The sequence below is a fragment of the Microbacterium sp. NPDC077663 genome, from assembly GCF_044542795.1.
Lineage (GTDB): Bacteria > Actinomycetota > Actinomycetes > Actinomycetales > Microbacteriaceae > Microbacterium.
In genome coordinates this window covers 130,624-151,290 of sequence record NZ_JBITVE010000002.1, presented here as the reverse complement: position 1 = coordinate 151,290, position 20,667 = coordinate 130,624, and the positions used below count along the sequence as shown (strand labels likewise).

The following is a 20,667-nucleotide window of genomic DNA, read 5'->3' as shown; positions in this document are numbered from 1 at the left end:
GGTCTGCCCCATGCCCTTCCGTCGCGCCTCCGCCGCACTCGCGCTCGTCGCCGTCCTGGGTGGAGCGTCGGTGCTGGGGCTGACCGGGTGCACACCGGAGTCCGCGCCGCCCGCCGAGTCGGAGTCCGCTGCGCCCTCCGAGACCGACGCGGTGGAGTTCGCCCCCGCGACCGGGGCGGAGGTCGCGACCGACGAGTACACGTTCCGCCTGCCCGAGGGGTGGGGCTTCCCCGACGGCGCACCGGACGGTTTCGATCCGACGACCTTCGCCGCCGATCTTCAGGACGGCGACGACTACCCCGACAACGTCAACATCCTCGTCTCGCCCGGCGGCGAGGTGACCTCCGACCAGGTCGAGGAGACCGGCATCGCCGAGCTCGAGGGTGCGGGCGCCACCGACGCGCGGGCGCTCGCTCGGGTCACCGCGGCGGGGTCCGAGTCCGCGCACCTGACCGCGACCGTGTCGACGGGCGAGGTCCCCTACGTCATCGACCAGTACTACCTCGTCGACGCGGGGCAGACCTACATCGTCACGTTCTCGTCGAGTGTCGACGTCCCGCAGGAGGACCGCGATGCGCTCGCGCTCTCGGTCCTTTCGACGTGGCAGTGGGTCTGAGCGCGCAGGTTATACCGCAGCATCCGAAAGTCGTCAACGATCCGACTGGACACGGCGCGTCGCGCGTCCTATAGTGGGTAGTTGCGCTCCCCTCTACTTGCCCTCATATGGTGGTCGGCTTGTGCCTGCGCCCCCGACGGTCCCCGTCGGCGCGCGCCGCAGGCGTGGATGCGGGAGTACTCCACCTGACGACAAGGAAAACCAGCCCTCCCCGGGCTCACGGAGGTAATTCCCTTGGCTGCTGCGCGCAACGCAACTTCCACCACCACCACCACCAAGAACGGCCGCGGGGCATCCCGCCTCTCGTTCGCCAAGATCTCCGACACGCTGACGGTCCCCGACCTTCTCGCGCTGCAGACCGAGTCGTTCGACTGGCTCGTCGGCAACGAGGCGTGGAAGGCGCGCGTCGCCGAGGCGCAGGCCGCCGGCCGCACCGATGTGCCCGAGATCAGCGGCCTCGAGGAGATCTTCGAGGAGATCTCGCCGATCGAGGACCTGGGCGAGACGATGCAGCTCTCGTTCACGAACCCCTACCTCGAGCCCGAGAAGTACTCGATCGAGGAGTGCAAGGAGCGCGGCAAGACCTACGCCGCCCCGCTCTACGTCGAGGCCGAGTTCATGAACCACCTCACGGGTGAGATCAAGACGCAGACGGTCTTCATGGGCGACTTCCCGCTCCAGACCGCCAAGGGCACGTTCATCATCAACGGCACCGAGCGCGTCGTCGTCTCGCAGCTCGTGCGTTCGCCCGGTGTCTACTTCGACAAGACGCCCGACAAGACCTCCGACAAGGACATCGTCTCGGCGCGCGTCATCCCGAGCCGTGGTGCCTGGCTCGAGTTCGAGATCGACAAGCGCGACCAGGTGGGCGTGCGCATCGACCGCAAGCGCAAGCAGTCCGTGACCGTCTTCCTCAAGGCCCTCGGCCTCTCGAGCGAGGACATCATGCAGGAGTTCGCGGGCTTCAGCTCGATCGAGGAGACCCTCGAGAAGGACACGATCCTCACCAAGGAGGACGCGCTCCGCGACATCTACCGCAAGCTCCGTCCGGGCGAGCAGGTCGCCGCCGAGGCCGCCCGCGCGCTGCTGGACAACTTCTACTTCAACCCGAAGCGCTACGACCTGGCCAAGGTGGGTCGCTACAAGATCAACCAGAAGCTCGGCATCGACAAGCCGCTCAGCGACTCGGTCCTGACCGTCGAGGACATCGTCGCGACGATCAAGTACCTCGTCCGCCTGCACCGCGGCGACGTCAGCTACGACGGCGTCCGCAGCGGCAAGGCCGCCGAGATCCGCCTGGACGTCGATGACATCGACAACTTCGGCAACCGTCGCATCCGCGCCGTCGGCGAGCTCATCCAGAACCAGGTCCGCACCGGTCTGTCCCGTATGGAGCGCGTCGTCCGCGAGCGCATGACCACGCAGGACATCGAGGCGATCACGCCGCAGACCCTGATCAACGTCCGCCCCGTCGTGGCCGCGATCAAGGAGTTCTTCGGAACGTCGCAGCTGTCGCAGTTCATGGACCAGAACAACCCGCTCGCGGGTCTGACCCACAAGCGTCGCCTCTCGGCGCTCGGCCCCGGCGGTCTCTCGCGTGAGCGTGCCGGCGTCGAGGTCCGTGACGTCCACCCGTCGCACTACGGCCGCATGTGCCCGATCGAGACGCCGGAAGGCCCGAACATCGGCCTCATCGGTTCGCTCGCCTCGTTCGCGCGCATCAACGCGTTCGGCTTCATCGAGACGCCGTACCGCCGCGTCGTGGGCAACAAGGTCACCGACCAGATCGACTACCTGACCGCCGCAGAAGAGGCCGACTACGTCGTGGCCCAGGCCGGTGTCGAGCTCAACGCCGACGGCACGTTCGTCAACGACCGCATCCTGGCCCGCCGCGGCCAGGGCGGCGAGGTCGACCTGTTCCCGGTCGACGAGATCGGCTACATGGACGTCTCGCCCCGCCAGATGGTGTCGGTCGCGACCTCCCTCATCCCCTTCCTCGAGCACGACGACGCGAACCGCGCCCTCATGGGTGCCAACATGCAGCGTCAGGCCGTTCCGCTGCTGCGCAGCGAGTCGCCGATCGTCGGTACCGGTATGGAGGGCTACGCCGCCATCGACGCGGGTGACGTCATCACCGCCGACAAGGCCGGTGTCGTCTCCGAGGTCTCGGCCGACGTCGTCACCGTGCAGCTCGACGAGGGCGGCACGCAGGACTACTTCCTGCGCAAGTTCGACCGCTCCAACCAGGGCACGTCCTACAACCAGCGCGTCGTGGTCTCGGCCGGCGACCGGGTCGAGGTCGGCGAGGTCATCGCCGACGGCCCCGCCACCGAGGACGGCGAGCTGGCGCTCGGCAAGAACCTCCTCGTCGCGTTCATGACGTGGGAGGGTCACAACTTCGAGGACGCCATCATCCTCAGCCAGGAGCTCGTCAAGAATGACACCCTCTCCTCGATCCACATCGAGGAGTACGAGGTCGACGCTCGCGACACCAAGCTGGGCAAGGAGGAGATCACCCGTGACCTCCCCAACGTCAGCCCCGACCTGCTGAAGGACCTCGACGAGCGCGGCATCATCCGCATCGGCGCCGAGGTCCGCCCCGGCGACATCCTGGTCGGCAAGGTCACGCCCAAGGGCGAGACCGAGCTCTCGGCCGAGGAGCGCCTGCTCCGCGCGATCTTCAACGAGAAGAGCCGCGAAGTCCGTGACACCTCGCTGAAGGTGCCCCACGGCGAGCAGGGCACGATCATCGCCGTCAAGGAGTTCAACGCCGAGGACGGCGACGACGAGCTCGGCTCGGGCGTCAACCGCCGCGTCGTGGTCTACATCGCCCAGAAGCGCAAGATCACCGCGGGTGACAAGCTCGCCGGCCGCCACGGCAACAAGGGTGTCATCGCGAAGATCCTGCCCGTCGAGGACATGCCCTTCCTCGCCGACGGCACCCCGGTCGACGTCGTGCTCAACCCGCTCGGCATCCCCGGTCGAATGAACTTCGGTCAGGTCCTCGAGACGCACCTCGGCTGGGTCGCGAAGCAGGGCTGGAAGGTCGAAGGGTCGCCGGAGTGGGCTGCCAAGCTCCCCGAGCAGGCCCGCGAGGCCGCTCCCGGCACGAAGGTCGCCACCCCGGTGTTCGACGGTGCGTTCGAGGAGGAGATCGCAGGTCTCCTCGACTCCACGAACCTGACCCGTGACGGAGAGCGTCTGATCGACAGCTCCGGCAAGGCGAAGCTGTTCGACGGCCGCTCCGGTGAGCCCTTCCCGGCTCCGATCTCGGTCGGCTACATGTACATCCTGAAGCTGCACCACCTTGTCGACGACAAGATCCACGCACGCTCGACGGGTCCCTACTCGATGATCACCCAGCAGCCGCTCGGCGGTAAGGCCCAGTTCGGTGGCCAGCGCTTCGGTGAGATGGAGGTCTGGGCGCTCGAGGCCTACGGCGCCGCTTACGCGCTGCAGGAGCTGCTGACGATCAAGTCCGACGACATCGTGGGTCGCGTCAAGGTCTACGAAGCCATCGTCAAAGGCGAGAACATCCAGGAGCCCGGCATCCCGGAGTCGTTCAAGGTCCTCATGAAGGAGATGCAGTCCCTCTGCCTGAACGTCGAGGTCCTCTCGGCCGACGGCACCGAGGTGAACCTGCGTGACAGTGACGACGAGGCCTTCCGCGCAGCGGAGGAGCTCGGCATCAACATCTCCACCCGGTTCGAGTCGACGTCGATCGACGAGATCTGACCCGTACCGGCAACGAACAGAATTCCGACACAGGAGAATCAGTGCTCGAGTCACACACCTTCGATCAGCTTCGCATCGGTCTCGCCACCGCCGACGACATCCGTCGTTGGTCCTTCGGCGAGGTCAAGAAGCCCGAGACCATCAACTACCGCACGCTGAAGCCCGAGAAGGACGGCCTCTTCGGAGAGCAGATCTTCGGACCGTCCCGCGACTGGGAGTGCGCCTGCGGCAAGTACAAGCGTGTCCGCTTCAAGGGCATCGTCTGCGAGCGCTGCGGCGTGGAGGTCACCAAGTCCTCCGTCCGCCGTGAGCGCATGGGGCACATCGAGCTCGCCGCCCCCGTCACCCACATCTGGTACTTCAAGGGCGTGCCCTCGCGCCTCGGGTACCTGCTGGACATGGCGCCGAAGGACCTCGAGAAGGTCATCTACTTCGCCGCCTACATGGTGATCTCGGTCGACGAGGACGCACGCCACCGCGACCTGCCGACCCACGAGGCGAACCTCCGTCTCGAGATCAAGAACATCGCCGACCGTCGTGACGCCCGCGTCGCCGACCGCCTGCAGAAGCTGGAAGACGAGCTCGCCGCCCTCGAGGCGGAGGGAGCCAAGGCCGACCAGAAGAAGAAGGCCAAGGACGCCGCCGAGAAGGAGATGGCCACCATCCGCAAGCGCGGCGACGAGCAGGTCGCCAAGCTCGAGCGGATGTGGGACGAGTTCCGTAACCTCGAGGTCGGTCAGCTCAAGCAGGAAGACGACATCTTCCAGGAGCTGCAGGACCGCTTCGGTCAGTACTTCGAGGCCTACATGGGCGCCGAGTCGATCAAGCGTCGCCTGCTGGCCTTCGACCTGGCCGCCGAGGCCGAGTCGCTGCACCTGCAGATCTCCGAGGGCAAGGGCCAGCGCAAGATCCGTGCGATCAAGCGACTCAAGGTCGTCAACTCGTTCCTGTCGACCGGCATGAGCCCGGCGTCGATGGTCCTGGACGTCGTCCCGGTCATCCCGCCGGAGCTGCGCCCGATGGTCCAGCTCGACGGTGGCCGTTTCGCCACCTCCGACCTGAACGACCTCTACCGTCGCGTCATCAACCGCAACAACCGCCTCCGTCGCCTGATCGACCTCGGTGCCCCCGAGATCATCGTCAACAACGAGAAGCGGATGCTGCAGGAGGCCGTCGACGCCCTGTTCGACAACGGCCGTCGCGGTCGTCCCGTCACCGGCACCGGCAACCGTGCCCTGAAGTCCCTCAGCGACATGCTGAAGGGTAAGCAGGGTCGTTTCCGCCAGAACCTGCTCGGTAAGCGCGTCGACTACTCGGGCCGTTCGGTCATCATCGTCGGTCCGCAGCTGAAGCTGCACCAGTGCGGTCTGCCCAAGCAGATGGCGCTGGAGCTGTTCAAGCCGTTCGTGATCAAGCGCCTCATCGACCTGGGTCACTCGCAGAACATCAAGGCCGCCAAGCGCGCCGTCGAGCGCACCCGTCCCGAGGTCTGGGACGTGCTCGAGGAGATCATCCGCGAGCGCCCCGTGCTGCTGAACCGTGCGCCCACGCTGCACCGTCTCGGCATCCAGGCGTTCGAGCCGCAGCTCGTCGAGGGCAAGGCCATCCAGCTCCACCCGCTCGTCTGCGCCGCCTTCAACGCGGACTTCGACGGTGACCAGATGGCCGTCCACCTGCCGCTGTCGGTCGAGGCTCAGGCCGAGGCCCGCGTGCTGATGCTCGCCTCGAACAACATCCTCAAGCCGTCGGACGGCCGCCCGGTGACCCTGCCCTCGCAGGACATGATCATCGGTCTGCACCACCTGACGACCATCAAGGAGGGTGCTGCCGGTGAGGGTCGCGTGTTCGGCTCCGTCGGCGAGGCGATCCTGGCCAAGGACGAGGGCACCCTCGACCTGCAGGCCAAGGTCCGCATCCGCGTCCCCGGTCTGACCTTCCTCGAGGGCGAAGCCCCCGAGGGCTACGAGCGCCACGGTCTCGTGGACGCCTCGCTGGGCCAGGCGATCTTCAACGACACGCTCCCCAAGGGGTACCCGTTCGTCCGCGAGCAGGCCGACAAGGGCAAGCTGTCGCAGATCGTCAACAAGCTGGCCGAGGAGTACCCGAAGACCGAGGTCGCGGCATCCCTCGACCGGATCAAGGACGCCGGCTTCTACTGGGCCACCCGTTCGGGTGTGACCGTCGCCCTCAGCGACGTCCTCACGCCGCCGAACAAGAAGGAGATCGTCGCCGCCTACGAGAAGCAGGCCGCGAAGGTCCAAGGCCAGTTCGAGAAGGGTCTCACGACCGACGCCGAGCGTCGTCAGGAGCTCATCAAGATCTGGACCGAGGCGACCGACGAGGTCCAGAAGGCGATGCGGGACAACTTCCCGGCCGACAACACCATCAACCGCATGGTGAGCTCGGGCGCCCGTGGTAACTGGCTGCAGATCCGCAACATCGCGGGTATGCGAGGCCTGGTGAACAACCCCAAGGGTGAGATCATCCCCCGTCCGATCATCTCCTCGTACCGCGAGGGTCTGTCGGTGGCGGAGTACTTCATCGCGACGCACGGTGCGCGTAAGGGTCTGGCCGACACGGCCCTCCGTACCGCCGACTCGGGTTACCTCACCCGTCGACTCGTCGACGTCTCGCAGGATGTCATCATCCGCGAGGAGGACTGCGGCACGACCAAGGGTCTCGAGTTCACGATCGCCGCTCCCGGCACCGACGGCACGCTCGTGCGTGACGCCAACGTCGAGAACTCGGTGTTCGCCCGTACCCTCGCCGCCGACGTGGTCGACGCGCAGGGCACCGTCCTGGCCGACGCCGGCGACGACGTGGGCGACGTCCTCATCGACAAGCTGGTCGCCGGTGGCATCGAGAGCATCAAGGTGCGCTCGGTCCTCACCTGTGACTCGGCCGTCGGTGTGTGCGCGAAGTGCTACGGCCGTTCGCTGGCCAGCGGCAAGCTCGTCGACATCGGCGAGGCCGTCGGCATCATCGCCGCTCAGTCGATCGGTGAGCCCGGTACCCAGCTGACGATGCGTACCTTCCACACCGGTGGTTCGGCGTCGGCGGATGACATCACCCAGGGTCTTCCCCGCGTCCAGGAGCTGTTCGAGGCCCGTACCCCCAAGGGTGCGTCCCCGATCGCCGAGGCCGACGGTGTCATCAAGATCGACGAGACCGAGAAGGCCAAGAAGGTCATCCTGACCCCGGACAACGGCGACGAGCCGCACGTCTACCCGGTCCTCAAGCGCGCCACCCTCCTCGTCGAGGACGGGCAGCGCGTCGTGGTCGGTCAGCCGCTGCAGGTCGGAACGCTCGACCCCAAGGAGGTCATGCGCGTGCAGGGTGCCCGCGAGGTGCAGAAGTACCTCGTCGGCGGCGTGCAGGGCGTGTACCGCTCGCAGGGTGTGCCGATCCACGACAAGCACATCGAGGTCATCGTGCGCCAGATGCTGCGCAAGGTCACGGTCGTCGACCACGGCGAGACGGACCTGCTTCCCGGTGAGCTGGTGGACTTCAAGCGCTACCAGCAGATGAACCGCGAGGCGGTCGCGGCGGGCAAGCGCCCCGCCTCGGGTCGCCCCGAGCTGATGGGTATCACGAAGGCGTCGCTCGCGACGGAGTCGTGGCTGTCGGCCGCATCGTTCCAGGAGACCACCCGCGTCCTCACGCAGGCGGCCATGGAGGGCAAGAGCGACCCGCTCGTCGGCCTCAAGGAGAACGTCATCATCGGAAAGCTCATCCCCGCCGGCACCGGCCTTGCGAAGTACCGCAACGTCGTGGTCGAGGCGACGGAGGAGGCCAAGAGCGAGCGGTACCCCAACCGCATCTTCGCCTCGGACGGCGCCTACAGCGACGCCGACCTGAGCTACGTCGACTTCGACAGCTTCTCGACCGACGACTTCACCCCCGGCAGCTACAACTGATCGAGGTCTGATCGTCTGACCGAAGGCCCCCGGGATCTCCCGGGGGCCTTCGGCGTCGTCGGCGCGGGAACCGGCGCGGGGGACGGCTACCCTGGGACGCATGGCAGGGGTGGGAGGGCGCAACGCCGGGTTCGCGTGGTTCGTCGGCGTGGTCAGCGCAGCGATCGTCGTGACGCTCCTGGTCCTGGCCGTCCCGATGTTCCCGGCCGCATCGCGCTGGATCGCCGAGGCGGCAGGTGTGCCGCAGCCCACGGCATCCGCTGCTCCGACCTCGGCGCCGCTCGGCTGCCGCGACCTCTACAACGAGGCGGCCTGGGCGGGTCTGCGGTGGACGGAGGGCGCCGAGATGGTCGCCTCGACCGACGCACCGGTGTCGACGGCCTCCGACCTCGTCGCGGCTCTCGAGCCCCAGGTGCTCGTCACGTGCACATGGACCTCCGCACGGGGCGAGATCTCCACGACGGTCGCGACCGTGCCACCCGATGCCGGGGCCATCGCGACGGCCGCGCTTCCGCCGCTCGGGTTCGAGTGCGGCCCCGAGGGCGACCGCACCCGCTGCGCGCGCACCGACGGTGAGCTGCTCGAGACGATCGAAGCCGGCGGTGGGCGGTGGGTGTCGACGTCGCAGCAGGCGTGGCATCCGACCCGTTACGCCGACGGAGTCGCCGCCGCCGTCTGGTCACGCGAAGGCTGAGGGTCAGCCCCAGATCGACCGGACGATCGCCGCCGTGTAGCCCTGGGGGGCGAGGTTCGAGTACTGCGTGTCGATGGCCACCCCGTCGCGCCAGTAGACGGTGCGCCCCACAGGGAGTCCTAGTTCGTCGGTGCCGCTCTTCTCGCACCGCAGCCCTTCATCCGGTTCGTAGCAGGTGTAGCCCTCGTCGACGCCGAGCAGGTAGAGCGCGTCACGTGCCTCGCGTTCGGGGGAGTAGCCCACCACGGTGACCAGGCTCGTCCGGCTCGCGCCGGGGTCCGCCCAGACGCACACGCGGCTGCTGTCGGGACGGATGCCGCCGCCCATCCCGGGTGCGTTGAGGGGGATCCCCTGCAGGGTGGCGAGGATGTCCGGGGTCAGGATGCTCTCGCAGTCCTTCGGCAGCGGGGTGGTCGAGGTCGACGGACCGAACGGGAACTCCGCGATCGCGACCGGGGTGACGACGGGCGTGGGTGTTCCGGATGCCGCGTCGGTCGGCGCGGGCGGCACGCTGTCGGGCTCGGGGGCGCAGGCCGCCGTGACGAACGTGAGGGCGAGCCCCGCGATCGCACCGACCAGGGCGCGGCGGATCCGGGGGCGTCGGCTCGTCATGCGTCCACGATACGTCGCGGGGTGGACGCCACGTCGAGACACGTCGGGGCGCCTCCGCGGCAGGTGCGGACGCCGAGGATACGCTCACTGCAGCGGTGGCCCACGCCTCCGCGTGAGGAGTGACACCGCCATGAGCGACCCCCAGTTCGGCGAGCGGAACGAACGGACGCGCGAGCCTGCCTACGGTGAGCCCGTCGAGGAGCCCACGTCCACCGGCGAGCCGCGCGACGTCGACCACGTCGTGGGCAGTGCCAACGACAGCCTCGCCGAGGCGGAGGCCGCCTCGCGCGCCACCGACGACCGCCCCCGCGGTGACGCCGAGTTCACCGCGGCCGATCGCGGTTCGGACCTCTCGATCGACTACGGCAAGTACAGCGAGCCGGATGCGCCCGTCACGGCATCGGCCGTCGACGATGAGCCCCTCTATCGCCCGGCTGCGACGGAGCCCGCCGAGGGGTCGTCGCCCACGGCCGACACCGCCGTCGTCGACGCGCCCGCCCGTCACGACGACGATGCGGAGCACGCCACTGCGGCAGCCCCCGCCGCCGCGACGGCCGCGTACCCGCACGCCGACCAGACTCCGACGACGGTCACCTCGAGCGAGCCGCCAGCTGCCGCCGCGCCGGCGCCCACTGCGGTCTACTCTCAGCAGCCGATCTTCGTGCAGGCTCCCGAAGCCCCGCGCCCCCGCGGCAACCGCGGCGCTGCCGGTGCGATCGGTCTCGTCGCCGCGGTCGTCTTCGCCCTTCTCTACCTGGCCGCCACGCTCGGACTCGATGCGCTCGACGAGCCGATCGCGGTCGCCGACCTGGGCCAGCGGACCCTCGACATCCTCACCACCTGGGCCTTCTGGGTGCCGGTCGCCGTCTTCTTCCTCGGCTTCTGGATCCTCGGTGCGTTCATCAACCGCGGCCGGTGGGGTCTGTGGGTGGTCTTCGGACTGCTCGTGGGTGCCGCGGCCTACGGCGGGCACCTGCTCGGCCAGCTGTTCCAGGCTCCCTTCTGGTCGATCGCACCGTCGCAGGCGGCGCAGATCGTGGGGGAGCAGCTGCTCGCCCCGCTCGCGGTCATCGCCTTCGTCCTGGGGCGCGAGATCACGGTGTGGTTCGGTGCCTGGGTGGCCCGACGCGGCCGCCGCGTGACCGAGCTCAACGACGAGGCGCAGCGCGAGTACGAGCGCACCCTCGAGGCCGGCCCGCAGCTGCACCAGTACTGACGGCCCAACGCGACCGATGTCGCCGTCCGAGGGCGTCGCGCGGCCGATCGCCGCGTTCTTCGCGACGATCGGCTTCGCGGCGCTCGCGATCTGCGGGTTCGGGTTCACGAGCCTGCTGACCGACACCGACGTGATCGCTGAGCCGAGGCTCGGGCAGGGCGCCGGCATCACGGCGATGCTCCTGGCCGGTGTCGTCTTCGCGGCGACGGTGTTCGGCGCGATCCGTCGCGCACGCTACGCCGGTGCGGTCTGGGTCATGGTGGCCACGGTGGCGGCTTACCTCGTCGGCGTCGTGCTCGGCGGCATCCTCACCGGTGCCGACCCTGCGCTCGCGCTGGGGGTTGCGGGCGAGTTCGCGCTGTCGTGGTACGCGCTCGTGCTCGCGGCGACCGCGGCGGTGGCTGCCTGGGCGGGGATCGCCCTCGGTCGTACCCGCGCGAGCCGACCCGAGTGGCCGTGGGAGCGCGAGGACGAGGACGGCTGACGCGGCGGCATCCCGCACCTCGGAAATGCCCCGATCGGCGCGGATCTCCGCGACAATGGAGCCGTGGAGCGCTCGCTCGAGACGCAGGTGAGCCAGGCCGTCGACGCCTGGCTGCGCTGGCTGCCGCGCTGGGAGCCCGCGACGCACCGCGGACGGGTGGCCCCCTGCCGGCGATGTCTGGGTTCTCCTGTGCTCTCGGCCGCCGGGCTCGGCTCGGACGTGCCGCACGGTGTGCAGCACGGCCTATCGACGCGGATCAAGACGATCGTCGACACCGCCGTCGCCCACTACACGGCCCGCAATCTGCCAATGCTGCAGGCGGAGCTCGACCAGCAGGCCGATCGCAACCGCTCCCGGACCTACCGCCCCGCCGAAGGGCTCGAGCCCGAGTTCGACGGGCTCCCGATGGACCCCGACCCGGTTCCCGGCGCTCCGTTCCTGTTCACGATCGCCGGGATGGCGGACGAAGCGGATGCCGAGGTGCCCGCCCTCCCTCCCCTCACCGAGGACGCGAAGGCGGCGCTCCGGCAGGAGGTGAGGCTCGCGGACGAGTACGCCAGCATGGTGGGGCGCGAGGTGTGCACGATCCTGCTGCGCCACCGCCTGCGCATCCAGACCGCCGTCGCGCAGTACGTCGAACCGCAGATCGCCGCGCTCCTCGACGAGTTGACGCGGTCCCTCGACGCCCCCTTCGATGCGGGCGACGGCCTGCCCGGGGTCTGACGTGTCGTCGACGTGCCGGAAGGCGCGGGGCGGGCTCGCTTAGGGTGGGGGGATGATCACGGGTGTCGACAGCGGTGCGGGTGTCGTCCTCGGACTCCTGGCCGTCATCCTGAGCGTCGCGGTCTACGTCTGGGTGGCGCTCGCGTTGTCCGCCGCGTTCCGCAAGATGGGCGAGGAGTCGTGGCGCGCCTGGGTCCCCCTGCTCAACATCGCGGTGCTGCTCCGTTGGGCCGGTTTCTCGATGTGGCTGGCGCTCCTCGCACTCGTGCCGGGGCCGGGCACGATCGCCGTCTGGATCCTCGTCATCCTCGCGGTGCACCGGATCAACCCGGGCTTCGGTTACGGCGCGGGGATGACGGTCGTCGGCGCTCTGCTGTTCCCGGTGTGGGCGACGATCGTGGGCTTCGGTCCGGCGGACTGGCGGGGTGCCCGACCCGCACACCTCCGGATCGACCCGCGTCCCGCGTCGCCGCCGTACGCGCCCTTCGGATCGATCGCGCCGGAGTTCGGTGCGCCGTTGCCGCCGCCGCCGTTGCCGGGACCGGCCCCGGCGACGGGCGATCTCCGGTCGGGGTCCGCGCCGGCACCGGCGGCATCCGTCGCGCCGCAGCCGTGGGTGCCCGAGTCCGCCGCATTCGCGGCTCCCGGTGAAGCGCGCGGGACGACTCCGGAGCCGACGGGCGCCGACGAGCGGCCCGATCCGACCGCGCCCACGCCCACGCTGCGTTCGGCGGCCGGCTGGGTCGCCGCCGGTGAGACACCCGCCGGCCCGCAGGCTCCCTTCCCGCCGCACGCGGCACCGCACGCGCCGCGCGACGTCAGCCCCCCGATCGCCGCCGCGCCGGGGATCGTCTCCTCCGTCCCCGGGCGGGAGGAGGCGCCGGTCACCCGGCTGCGCCCGCCCGCCGTCGGCGCCGAGCGCGACGAGAGCGACGTGTTCCCCGAGTTGACGGGCGAGGTGTCGGCCGTGCCCGGATCGCCTGCAGCCGGCGCACCGGTGTCGGCGGCGGCGTCGGTCTCCGCGCAGGAGCGCGAGAACCGCGAGGCGGAGGCATCGTCGTCGTGGGACGAGGATCTCGAGCGCACCGTCGTCGTGCGCCGCGGTCACGCCCGGTGGGAGCTCGTGCTCCCCGACGGCACGACCACTGCGCTCTCGTCGGACGTCGTCATCCTGGGGCGCAACCCCCTCGCGGACCCCGCACGCCCCAGCGCACAGTTGATCGCGATCGCCGACCCGACACGCACCGTCTCGAAGACGCACGCGCGGCTCGAGCGACGCGGCGAGGCCTGGCGCATCATCGACTTGCGCTCGACCAACGGCATCCTGTTGCCGAATGCACTCGGTGCCGACGTCGAGGTGGACGCCGGCGGAGAGGCAGAGGTGGCCGATCGGTTCCTCCTCGGCGACGCGGCCCTCCGGTTGCAGCGGACGGAAGCCGGTTCCTGACCGGTCGCAGCGCCCAGCTGAGCAGTCGCGGTGAAGTCCGCCCTCGTTTGACCCACCTTCGCGATCCCGCGTATCATTGATCGGGTGTGCGCACACGCGCGCCCTGCGACGTGCCCCGGCACGGGACAGGCGAGGCGAGCGCATCAGGGACAGGGCCTGCGAACAGGCCACCCCCACGGCATATCCATCACTCCCGTTCGTCGCGGTCGCGGCGTGCCGATGGATCTGTGGTGAAACCACGAACGCTGTCACCGTGCAGCACCTGTGCGAGGCGAGAGTCGCGCGCAGATCGACAAGGAGAGAACGTGCCAACCATTCAGCAGTTGGTTCGCAAGGGTCGCTCGCCGAAGGTCTCGAAGACCAAGGCGCCCGCCCTGAAGGCGAACCCGCAGCAGGCGGGTGTCTGCACCCGCGTGTACACGACCACGCCCAAGAAGCCGAACTCGGCCATGCGCAAGGTCGCCCGTGTGAAGCTCCGCAACGGGACCGAGGTCACCGCCTACATCCCCGGTGAGGGCCACAACCTGCAGGAGCACTCGCTGGTGCTCGTCCGCGGCGGTCGTGTGAAGGACCTCCCCGGTGTGCGTTACAAGATCGTCCGCGGCGCCCTGGACACCCAGGCCGTCAAGAACCGTAAGCAGGCTCGCAGCCGCTACGGCGCGAAGAAGGGTTGAGTTAGATGCCTCGCAAGGGACCCGCACCCCGCCGCGTCGTCGTCAACGACCCGGTCTACGGTGCTCCGATCGTCACCCAGCTGGTGAACAAGATCCTCGTCGATGGCAAGAAGTCCATCGCCGAGGCCATCGTCTACAACGCCCTCAAGGGTGTCGAGGCGAAGAACGGCCAGGACGCCGTCGCGACGCTCAAGAAGGCGCTCGACAACGTCCGCCCCACCCTCGAGGTCAAGAGCCGCCGCGTCGGTGGCTCGACCTACCAGGTTCCCGTCGAGGTCAAGCCGCACCGCGCGAACACGCTCGCGCTGCGCTGGCTCGTCTCGTACGCGAAGGGTCGCCGTGAGAAGACCATGACCGAGCGCCTCCAGAACGAGATCCTGGATGCCTCGAACGGCCTCGGTGCCGCGGTGAAGCGCCGCGAGGACACCCACAAGATGGCCGAGTCGAACCGCGCCTTCGCGCACTACCGCTGGTAATCAGCACCTCGGCGACCGGCCGGGCAACCCCCGGCCGGTCGCCCCGCGACATCCGTCACTACACGTAAGGACACCCCGTGGCACAAGAAGTGCTCACCGACCTCAACAAGGTCCGCAACATCGGCATCATGGCGCACATCGATGCCGGCAAGACGACGACGACCGAGCGCATCCTCTTCTACACGGGTGTCAACCACAAGCTGGGCGAGACCCACGACGGTGCCTCGACCACCGACTGGATGGAGCAGGAGAAGGAGCGCGGCATCACGATCACGTCGGCCGCCGTGACCTGCTTCTGGAACAAGAACCAGATCAACATCATCGACACCCCCGGTCACGTCGACTTCACGGTCGAGGTGGAGCGCTCGCTCCGCGTCCTCGACGGTGCCGTCGCCGTCTTCGACGGCAAGGAGGGCGTCGAGCCCCAGTCCGAGACCGTGTGGCGTCAGGCCGACAAGTACGACGTCCCCCGCATCTGCTTCGTCAACAAGATGGACAAGCTGGGCGCCGACTTCTACTTCACGGTCGACACGATCATCAAGCGCCTCGGCGCCAAGCCGCTCGTGCTGCAGCTCCCGATCGGTGCCGAGAACGACTTCGTCGGCGTCATCGACCTCGTCGAGATGCGCGCGCTGGTCTGGCCCGGCGACGCCAAGGGTGACGTGACTATGGGCGCCAAGTACGAGGTCCAGGAGATCCCCGCGGACCTCAAGGACCGTGCCGACGAGTACCGTCAGCAGCTGCTCGAGACCGTCGCCGAGAGCGACGAGGAACTCCTCGAGAAGTTCTTCGGTGGCGAGGAGCTCTCGGTCGCCGAGATCAAGGGCGCCATCCGCAAGATGACCGTCGCCGGCGAGCTCTACCCCGTGCTCTGCGGCTCCGCGTTCAAGAACCGCGGTGTCCAGCCGATGCTCGACGCGGTCGTCGACTACCTGCCGTCGCCCCTCGACGTGCCCGCCATCGAGGCGCACGACCCGAAGGACGAGGAGAAGGTCATCGAGCGTCACCCCGACGCCAACGACCCGTTCGCCGCCCTGGCCTTCAAGGTCGCCGTGCACCCGTTCTTCGGTCGCCTGACCTACATCCGCGTCTACTCGGGTCAGCTCGACTCGGGTGCGCAGGTCATCAACTCGACCAAGGGCAAGAAGGAGCGCATCGGGAAGATCTTCCAGATGCACGCCAACAAGGAGAACCCGGTCGACGCGGTCACCGCCGGCAACATCTACGCCGTCATCGGCCTGAAGGACACCACCACCGGTGACACCCTGGCCGACCCGAACGAGCCCGTCGTCCTCGAGTCGATGACCTTCCCCGAGCCCGTCATCGAGGTCGCCATCGAGCCGAAGACCAAGGCCGACCAGGAGAAGCTGGGCATCGCGATCCAGAAGCTCGCCGAAGAGGACCCGACGTTCCGCACCGAGCTCAACCCCGAGACCGGTCAGACCGTCATCAAGGGCATGGGCGAGCTGCACCTCGACATCCTCGTCGACCGCATGAAGCGCGAGTTCCGCGTCGAGGCGAACGTCGGCAAGCCGCAGGTCGCGTACCGCGAGACGATCAAGAAGACCGTCGAGCGCTACGACTACACGCACAAGAAGCAGACCGGTGGGTCGGGTCAGTTCGCGAAGATCCAGTTCGCGCTCGAGCCCCTCGAGGTCACGGCCGACAAGACGTACGAGTTCGAGAACAAGGTCACCGGTGGCCGCATCCCGCGCGAGTACATCGAGCCGACCAACCAGGGCTTCCAGGACGCCATGCAGGTCGGTGTCCTCGCCGGCTTCCCCATGGTGGGCGTGAAGGCGATCCTCACGGACGGCGCGTCGCACGACGTCGACTCGTCCGAGATGGCGTTCAAGATCGCCGGATCCATGGGCTTCAAGGAGGCCGTCCGCAAGGCGAGCCCCGTGCTGCTCGAGCCGCTCATGGCCGTCGAGGTCCGTACTCCCGAGGAGTACATGGGCGACGTCATCGGCGACCTGAACTCGCGTCGTGGCCAGATCCAGTCGATGGAGGACGGCTCGGGCATCAAGATCGTCCGCGCTCTCGTCCCCCTGTCGGAGATGTTCGGCTACATCGGTGACCTGCGCTCGAAGACCTCGGGCCGCGCGGTCTACGCGATGGAGTTCGACAGCTACTCCGAGGTCCCGCGCGCGGTGGCCGACGAGATCGTCCAGAAGACCAAGGGCGAGTAACACTCGTTCTTCGGATGCCGGGGGCCCGGCCCCCGGCATCCGCCCAAACTGAATATCGACACGTCAACTACACTGACAACATCCCCGTAGAAACCCGGTCGCAATCCAGCGCCCGGATGACTACACGACAGTCCTGAGGAGGACCCAGTGGCCAAGGCCAAGTTCGAGCGGACCAAGCCGCACGTCAACATCGGAACGATCGGTCACGTCGACCACGGCAAGACCACGCTCACCGCTGCCATCTCGAAGGTGCTCGCCGACAAGTTCCCGTCGGCCACCAACGTGCAGCGTGACTTCGCGTCGATCGACTCGGCTCCCGAAGAGCGTCAGCGTGGTATCACGATCAACATCTCGCACGTCGAGTACGAGACCCCGAAGCGTCACTACGCACACGTCGACGCCCCGGGTCACGCTGACTACATCAAGAATATGATCACCGGTGCGGCTCAGATGGACGGCGCGATCCTCGTGGTCGCCGCCACCGACGGCCCGATGGCTCAGACGCGTGAGCACGTCCTGCTCGCCAAGCAGGTCGGCGTTCCGTACCTGATGGTCGCGCTGAACAAGTCCGACATGGTCGACGACGAGGAGATCCTGGAGCTCGTCGAGCTCGAGGTCCGCGAGCTGCTGTCCAGCCAGGGCTTCCCCGGCGACGACGCTCCGGTCGTCCGCGTCTCGGGCCTCAAGGCTCTCGAGGGCGACGAGACCTGGGTCCAGTCGATCCTCGACCTGATGGACGCCGCTGACGAGTCGATCCCCGACCCGGTCCGCGACAAGGACAAGCCCTTCCTCATGCCGATCGAGGACGTCTTCACGATCACCGGTCGTGGCACGGTCGTCACCGGTCGCGCCGAGCGTGGCACCCTCGCCATCAACTCCGAGGTCGAGATCGTCGGCATCCGCCCGACGCAGAAGACCACGGTCACGGGTATCGAGATGTTCCACAAGCAGCTCGACGAGGCCTGGGCCGGCGAGAACTGTGGTCTGCTCCTCCGTGGCCTCAAGCGCGACGACGTCGAGCGTGGCCAGGTCGTCGTGAAGCCGGGTTCGGTTACCCCGCACACCAACTTCGAGGGCACTGCCTACATCCTCTCGAAGGAGGAGGGTGGCCGTCACAACCCCTTCTACACGAACTACCGCCCGCAGTTCTACTTCCGTACCACGGACGTCACCGGCGTCATCACGCTGCCCGAGGGCACCGAGATGGTCATGCCCGGTGACACCACGGACATGACGGTGGAGCTCATCCAGCCCATCGCCATGGAAGACGGTCTCGGGTTCGCGATCCGTGAGGGTGGCCGCACCGTCGGCGCCGGCACGGTGACCAAGATCATCAAGTAAGTCCTTCGGACTCACCGACAGGGGTCGGGCCTTCGGGCCCGGCCCCTTCGCCGTCCCGGAAAGGGGGTGCGGGGCTCCTGCGCTCGTCCTAGACTGACCGCGCCGCGGCCACCGCGGTCCGAGACGGAAGGAATCCCATGGGTATCGACGACGTGGTCAACAAGGGCAAGCAGTTCCTCGAGCAGCACAAGGACGAGATCGACCGCAACCTGAAGTCGGACAAGGCAGAGGACGTGAGCGACAAGGTCCTCGACGCTGCGGCCGAGTTCGTGAAGAAGGTGGCTCCCGACTCGGTCGACGCGAAGGTCGACGAGGTTCGCGACAACGTCGATCGGCGCATCGGGAACGAGTGAGGTCTGCGAGGGGTCGGATGCAGCCGCATCCGGCCCCTCTGCTCTGCCCGGCCGGGGACTGCACGTCTGACAGAATGAACGTCGGATGGTGAGGATCGGATGACGCAGGTGAAGCGGGTCGCATCGTGAGCGGCATCCTGGTCCACGAGTGGCTCTCTCCCCGGGGCGGTTCCGAGAACGTCTTCGCGGTGCTCGGTGATGTGTTCCCCGACGCGGAGCGCTGGTGCCTGTGGAACGAGAGCGGCGGACGGTTCGAGGGGGTCGAAGAGACCGTGCTGGCGCGCACCCCGCTGAAGGGGCGCAAGGCCGCTGCCCTCCCGCTCATGCCGTTCGCCTGGCGGATGCTGCCGGAGCGCGACGCGGACTGGGTCCTGTGCAGCAGTCACCTCTTCTCCCATCATGCGCGCTTCGATGGGCGCGCCGGCGAGGCGCCGAAGCTCGTGTACGCCCACACACCGGCGCGGTACATCTGGGCGCCCGAGCTCGACGGTCGCGGCCAGGGGGTGGCGGCACGTGCGGCGTCGGCGCTGCTGAAGCCGCTCGATCGTCGGCGCGCGGCAGAGCCGGTGGCGATCGCAGCCAACAGCGCGTTCATCGCCGAGCGTGTCGCCCGCGCGTGGGAACGCGAGGCGACGGTCATCCATCCGCCGATCGACGTGGCGCGGTTCGCCGAGGCCCGGGCGACGGAGCAGACCGAGGCGGTGCTCGCGACGCTGCCGGGCGACTACCTGCTGGGGGTCTCGCGGTTCGTCCCGTACAAGCGGCTCGAGCTGGTGATCGATGCCGGGATCGCGTCGGGGCTGCCGGTGGTGCTCGCGGGTGGCGGGGCCGACGAAGCGCGGCTGCGCGCCTATGCGGATGACCGAGGCCACCCCGTTACGATCGTGCGGGATCCGTCGTCGACGCTGTTGGCCGCCCTGTACCGCGCCGCCGTCGCGCTCGTGTTCCCTGCCGTCGAGGATTTCGGCATCATGCCCGTCGAGGCGATGGCGACCGGTACCCCCGTGGTCGGCAACGCCGTCGGGGGTGTGGCGGAGAGTGTCGTCGACGGGGTGACCGGCGCACTGGTGCACGAGTGGACGGCGTCTGAGCTCGCCGCTGCGGTAGGACGCGCAGCCGCGTCGGATCGTGAGGTGTGCGTGCGCCGGGCGTACGAGTTCGACCGGCCCGTGTTCGAGGCGGAGATCGCCGCCTGGGTTGCGCGGGAGACCGGATGAGCGGGGTGTTCGTCGACGACCGGTATCGCGGCGCTCACGGCATCGGGCGCTACGCGCGCGAGGTGCTCGGCCGCGTCGAGGTGCCGTGGCGGGGCCTGGGGTTGAGCGGGACCCCGTACGCGCCGCTCGATGCCTTCCGACGGCTCAGCGGGGTCGCGGCCGACGATGTCGTCTATTCGCCGGGGTACGGCGCGCTGCTGCGCGCCCCGCGGCAGGTGCTCACGGTGCACGATCTGATCCAACTGCAGTCGGCCTTGCCGGGGCGCGCGAAGTTCCTCGCCTATTACAACGGGCCGGTGCGCCGGGTCGTGCGGCGTGCGGGGGTCGTCCTCACGGTGTCCGAGACATCGGCGGAGGCGATCCGTGCGTGGGTGCGGGACGACGCGGTGCGGGTCGTCAATGCGGGGAACGGATGCTCGGCGGCGTTCACGCCCGAGGGGCCGCGGGAGGCGGCATCCGATCCCTACGTCCTCTTCGTCGGGAACACGCGGGCGCACAAGAACCTCGACGTCGTGCTGCGCGGTGTGGCCGTGGCGCCGGGCGTGCGTCTGCGCACCGTCGTCCCCGCGGACGAGGCGGATGAGGTGCGTAGTCTGGCCGCGGCCGCAGGCGTCTCCTCGCGGGTCGACGTCCTGACGGGGGTCGAGGACGAGCGGCTCGCCGAGCTGTACCGCGGCGCTGCGGCGACCGTGATGCCGTCGCTGCTCGAAGGGTTCGGCCTGCCCGCGCTCGAGTCGGTGGCCAGCGGAACGCCGGTGATCCACTGGAGTGGATGCCGCGCCGTCGCCGAGATCGTGGCGCAGCGCGGCTGGTCCCTGGCGGATGCGCACGACGCGCGGGAGTGGGCGGCGGCGATGGTCGAGGCAGTCGGATCGCCGCGGACGGTCTCGGCCCCCGTCGGCGTCTACGACTGGGACCGGACGGCTCGGATCGTGTCCGAGACCCTCGCCGCGGCGCGGGGGTGACGCGC

16 protein-coding genes are annotated in these 20,667 nt (G+C 68.7%); 15 read left to right on the top strand and 1 reads right to left on the bottom strand.

Features of this window, described 5'->3' with window-relative positions; translation table 11 throughout:
- Positions 1 to 10: 10 nt before the first annotated feature.
- From ACIGEP_RS08300 to ACIGEP_RS08285, 4 genes are all read left to right on the top strand, one after another.
- Entirely contained in the window at positions 11 to 616 is a 606-nt protein-coding gene (locus tag ACIGEP_RS08300) for a hypothetical protein (protein WP_396661150.1), read from the top strand.
- Between the two features lie 234 nt (positions 617 to 850).
- Complete coding sequence (locus ACIGEP_RS08295) at positions 851 to 4,351, top strand: DNA-directed RNA polymerase subunit beta (RefSeq protein WP_396661149.1); 3,501 nt, start codon at positions 851 to 853, stop codon at positions 4,349 to 4,351.
- Between the two features lie 41 nt (positions 4,352 to 4,392).
- Entirely contained in the window at positions 4,393 to 8,268 is a 3,876-nt protein-coding gene (gene rpoC / locus ACIGEP_RS08290) for a DNA-directed RNA polymerase subunit beta' (protein ID WP_396661148.1), read from the top strand.
- A gap of 100 nt (positions 8,269 to 8,368) precedes the next feature.
- Positions 8,369 to 8,962, top strand: coding sequence for a hypothetical protein (locus tag ACIGEP_RS08285; RefSeq protein ID WP_396661147.1), 594 nt, complete (start codon positions 8,369 to 8,371; stop codon positions 8,960 to 8,962).
- Positions 8,963 to 8,965: 3 nt separating this feature from the next.
- On the opposite strand, the gene ACIGEP_RS08280 is transcribed toward ACIGEP_RS08285, so the two are convergent.
- Positions 8,966 to 9,574, bottom strand: a complete 609-nt coding sequence (locus ACIGEP_RS08280) for a hypothetical protein (RefSeq protein WP_396661146.1) — start codon at positions 9,572 to 9,574, stop codon at positions 8,966 to 8,968.
- Positions 9,575 to 9,704: 130 nt separating this feature from the next.
- Here ACIGEP_RS08280 and ACIGEP_RS08275 point away from each other — a divergent pair, with 130 nt between their 5' ends.
- The 11 genes from ACIGEP_RS08275 to ACIGEP_RS08225 all read left to right on the top strand — a co-directional run bounded on the left by ACIGEP_RS08275 (position 9,705) and on the right by ACIGEP_RS08225 (position 20,662).
- Positions 9,705 to 10,790 carry an ABC transporter gene (locus tag ACIGEP_RS08275; protein ID WP_396661145.1) on the top strand — a complete coding sequence of 362 codons (1,086 nt, stop codon included), beginning with the start codon at positions 9,705 to 9,707 and terminating at the stop codon, positions 10,788 to 10,790.
- Positions 10,791 to 10,806: 16 nt separating this feature from the next.
- Complete coding sequence (locus ACIGEP_RS08270; RefSeq protein ID WP_396661144.1) at positions 10,807 to 11,274, top strand: hypothetical protein; 468 nt, start codon at positions 10,807 to 10,809, stop codon at positions 11,272 to 11,274.
- Positions 11,275 to 11,337: 63 nt separating this feature from the next.
- Positions 11,338 to 11,997, top strand: coding sequence for a spermidine/putrescine ABC transporter substrate-binding protein (locus ACIGEP_RS08265; protein ID WP_396661143.1), 660 nt, complete (start codon positions 11,338 to 11,340; stop codon positions 11,995 to 11,997).
- Positions 11,998 to 12,049: 52 nt separating this feature from the next.
- Positions 12,050 to 13,444, top strand: a complete 1,395-nt coding sequence (locus ACIGEP_RS08260; RefSeq protein ID WP_396661142.1) for a DUF5684 domain-containing protein — start codon at positions 12,050 to 12,052, stop codon at positions 13,442 to 13,444.
- A 305-nt stretch (positions 13,445 to 13,749) separates the two neighbouring features.
- Positions 13,750 to 14,118: a 30S ribosomal protein S12 gene (rpsL, locus tag ACIGEP_RS08255; RefSeq protein ID WP_018171438.1), complete on the top strand. Its 369-nt coding sequence runs from the start codon at positions 13,750 to 13,752 to the stop codon at positions 14,116 to 14,118.
- Positions 14,119 to 14,123: 5 nt separating this feature from the next.
- Positions 14,124 to 14,594 (top strand): 30S ribosomal protein S7, encoded by a 471-nt coding sequence (rpsG, locus tag ACIGEP_RS08250; protein ID WP_018187368.1) that lies wholly within the window; start codon positions 14,124 to 14,126, stop codon positions 14,592 to 14,594.
- A 77-nt stretch (positions 14,595 to 14,671) separates the two neighbouring features.
- Positions 14,672 to 16,786 carry an elongation factor G gene (fusA, locus tag ACIGEP_RS08245; protein WP_396661141.1) on the top strand — a complete coding sequence of 705 codons (2,115 nt, stop codon included), beginning with the start codon at positions 14,672 to 14,674 and terminating at the stop codon, positions 16,784 to 16,786.
- Between the two features lie 147 nt (positions 16,787 to 16,933).
- Positions 16,934 to 18,127: an elongation factor Tu gene (gene tuf, locus ACIGEP_RS08240; protein ID WP_064003334.1), complete on the top strand. Its 1,194-nt coding sequence runs from the start codon at positions 16,934 to 16,936 to the stop codon at positions 18,125 to 18,127.
- 137 nt (positions 18,128 to 18,264) lie between these two features.
- A complete protein-coding gene (locus ACIGEP_RS08235; RefSeq protein WP_396661140.1) occupies positions 18,265 to 18,480 on the top strand; it encodes a hypothetical protein in 216 nt (71 codons plus the stop codon).
- Positions 18,481 to 18,605: 125 nt separating this feature from the next.
- Positions 18,606 to 19,697 (top strand): glycosyltransferase, encoded by a 1,092-nt coding sequence (locus ACIGEP_RS08230; RefSeq protein ID WP_396661139.1) that lies wholly within the window; start codon positions 18,606 to 18,608, stop codon positions 19,695 to 19,697.
- Positions 19,694 to 20,662 carry a glycosyltransferase gene (locus ACIGEP_RS08225; protein WP_396661138.1) on the top strand — a complete coding sequence of 323 codons (969 nt, stop codon included), beginning with the start codon at positions 19,694 to 19,696 and terminating at the stop codon, positions 20,660 to 20,662. The genes ACIGEP_RS08230 and ACIGEP_RS08225 overlap by 4 nt, the downstream gene beginning before the upstream one ends.
- The last annotated feature ends 5 nt before the right edge of the window (positions 20,663 to 20,667 follow it).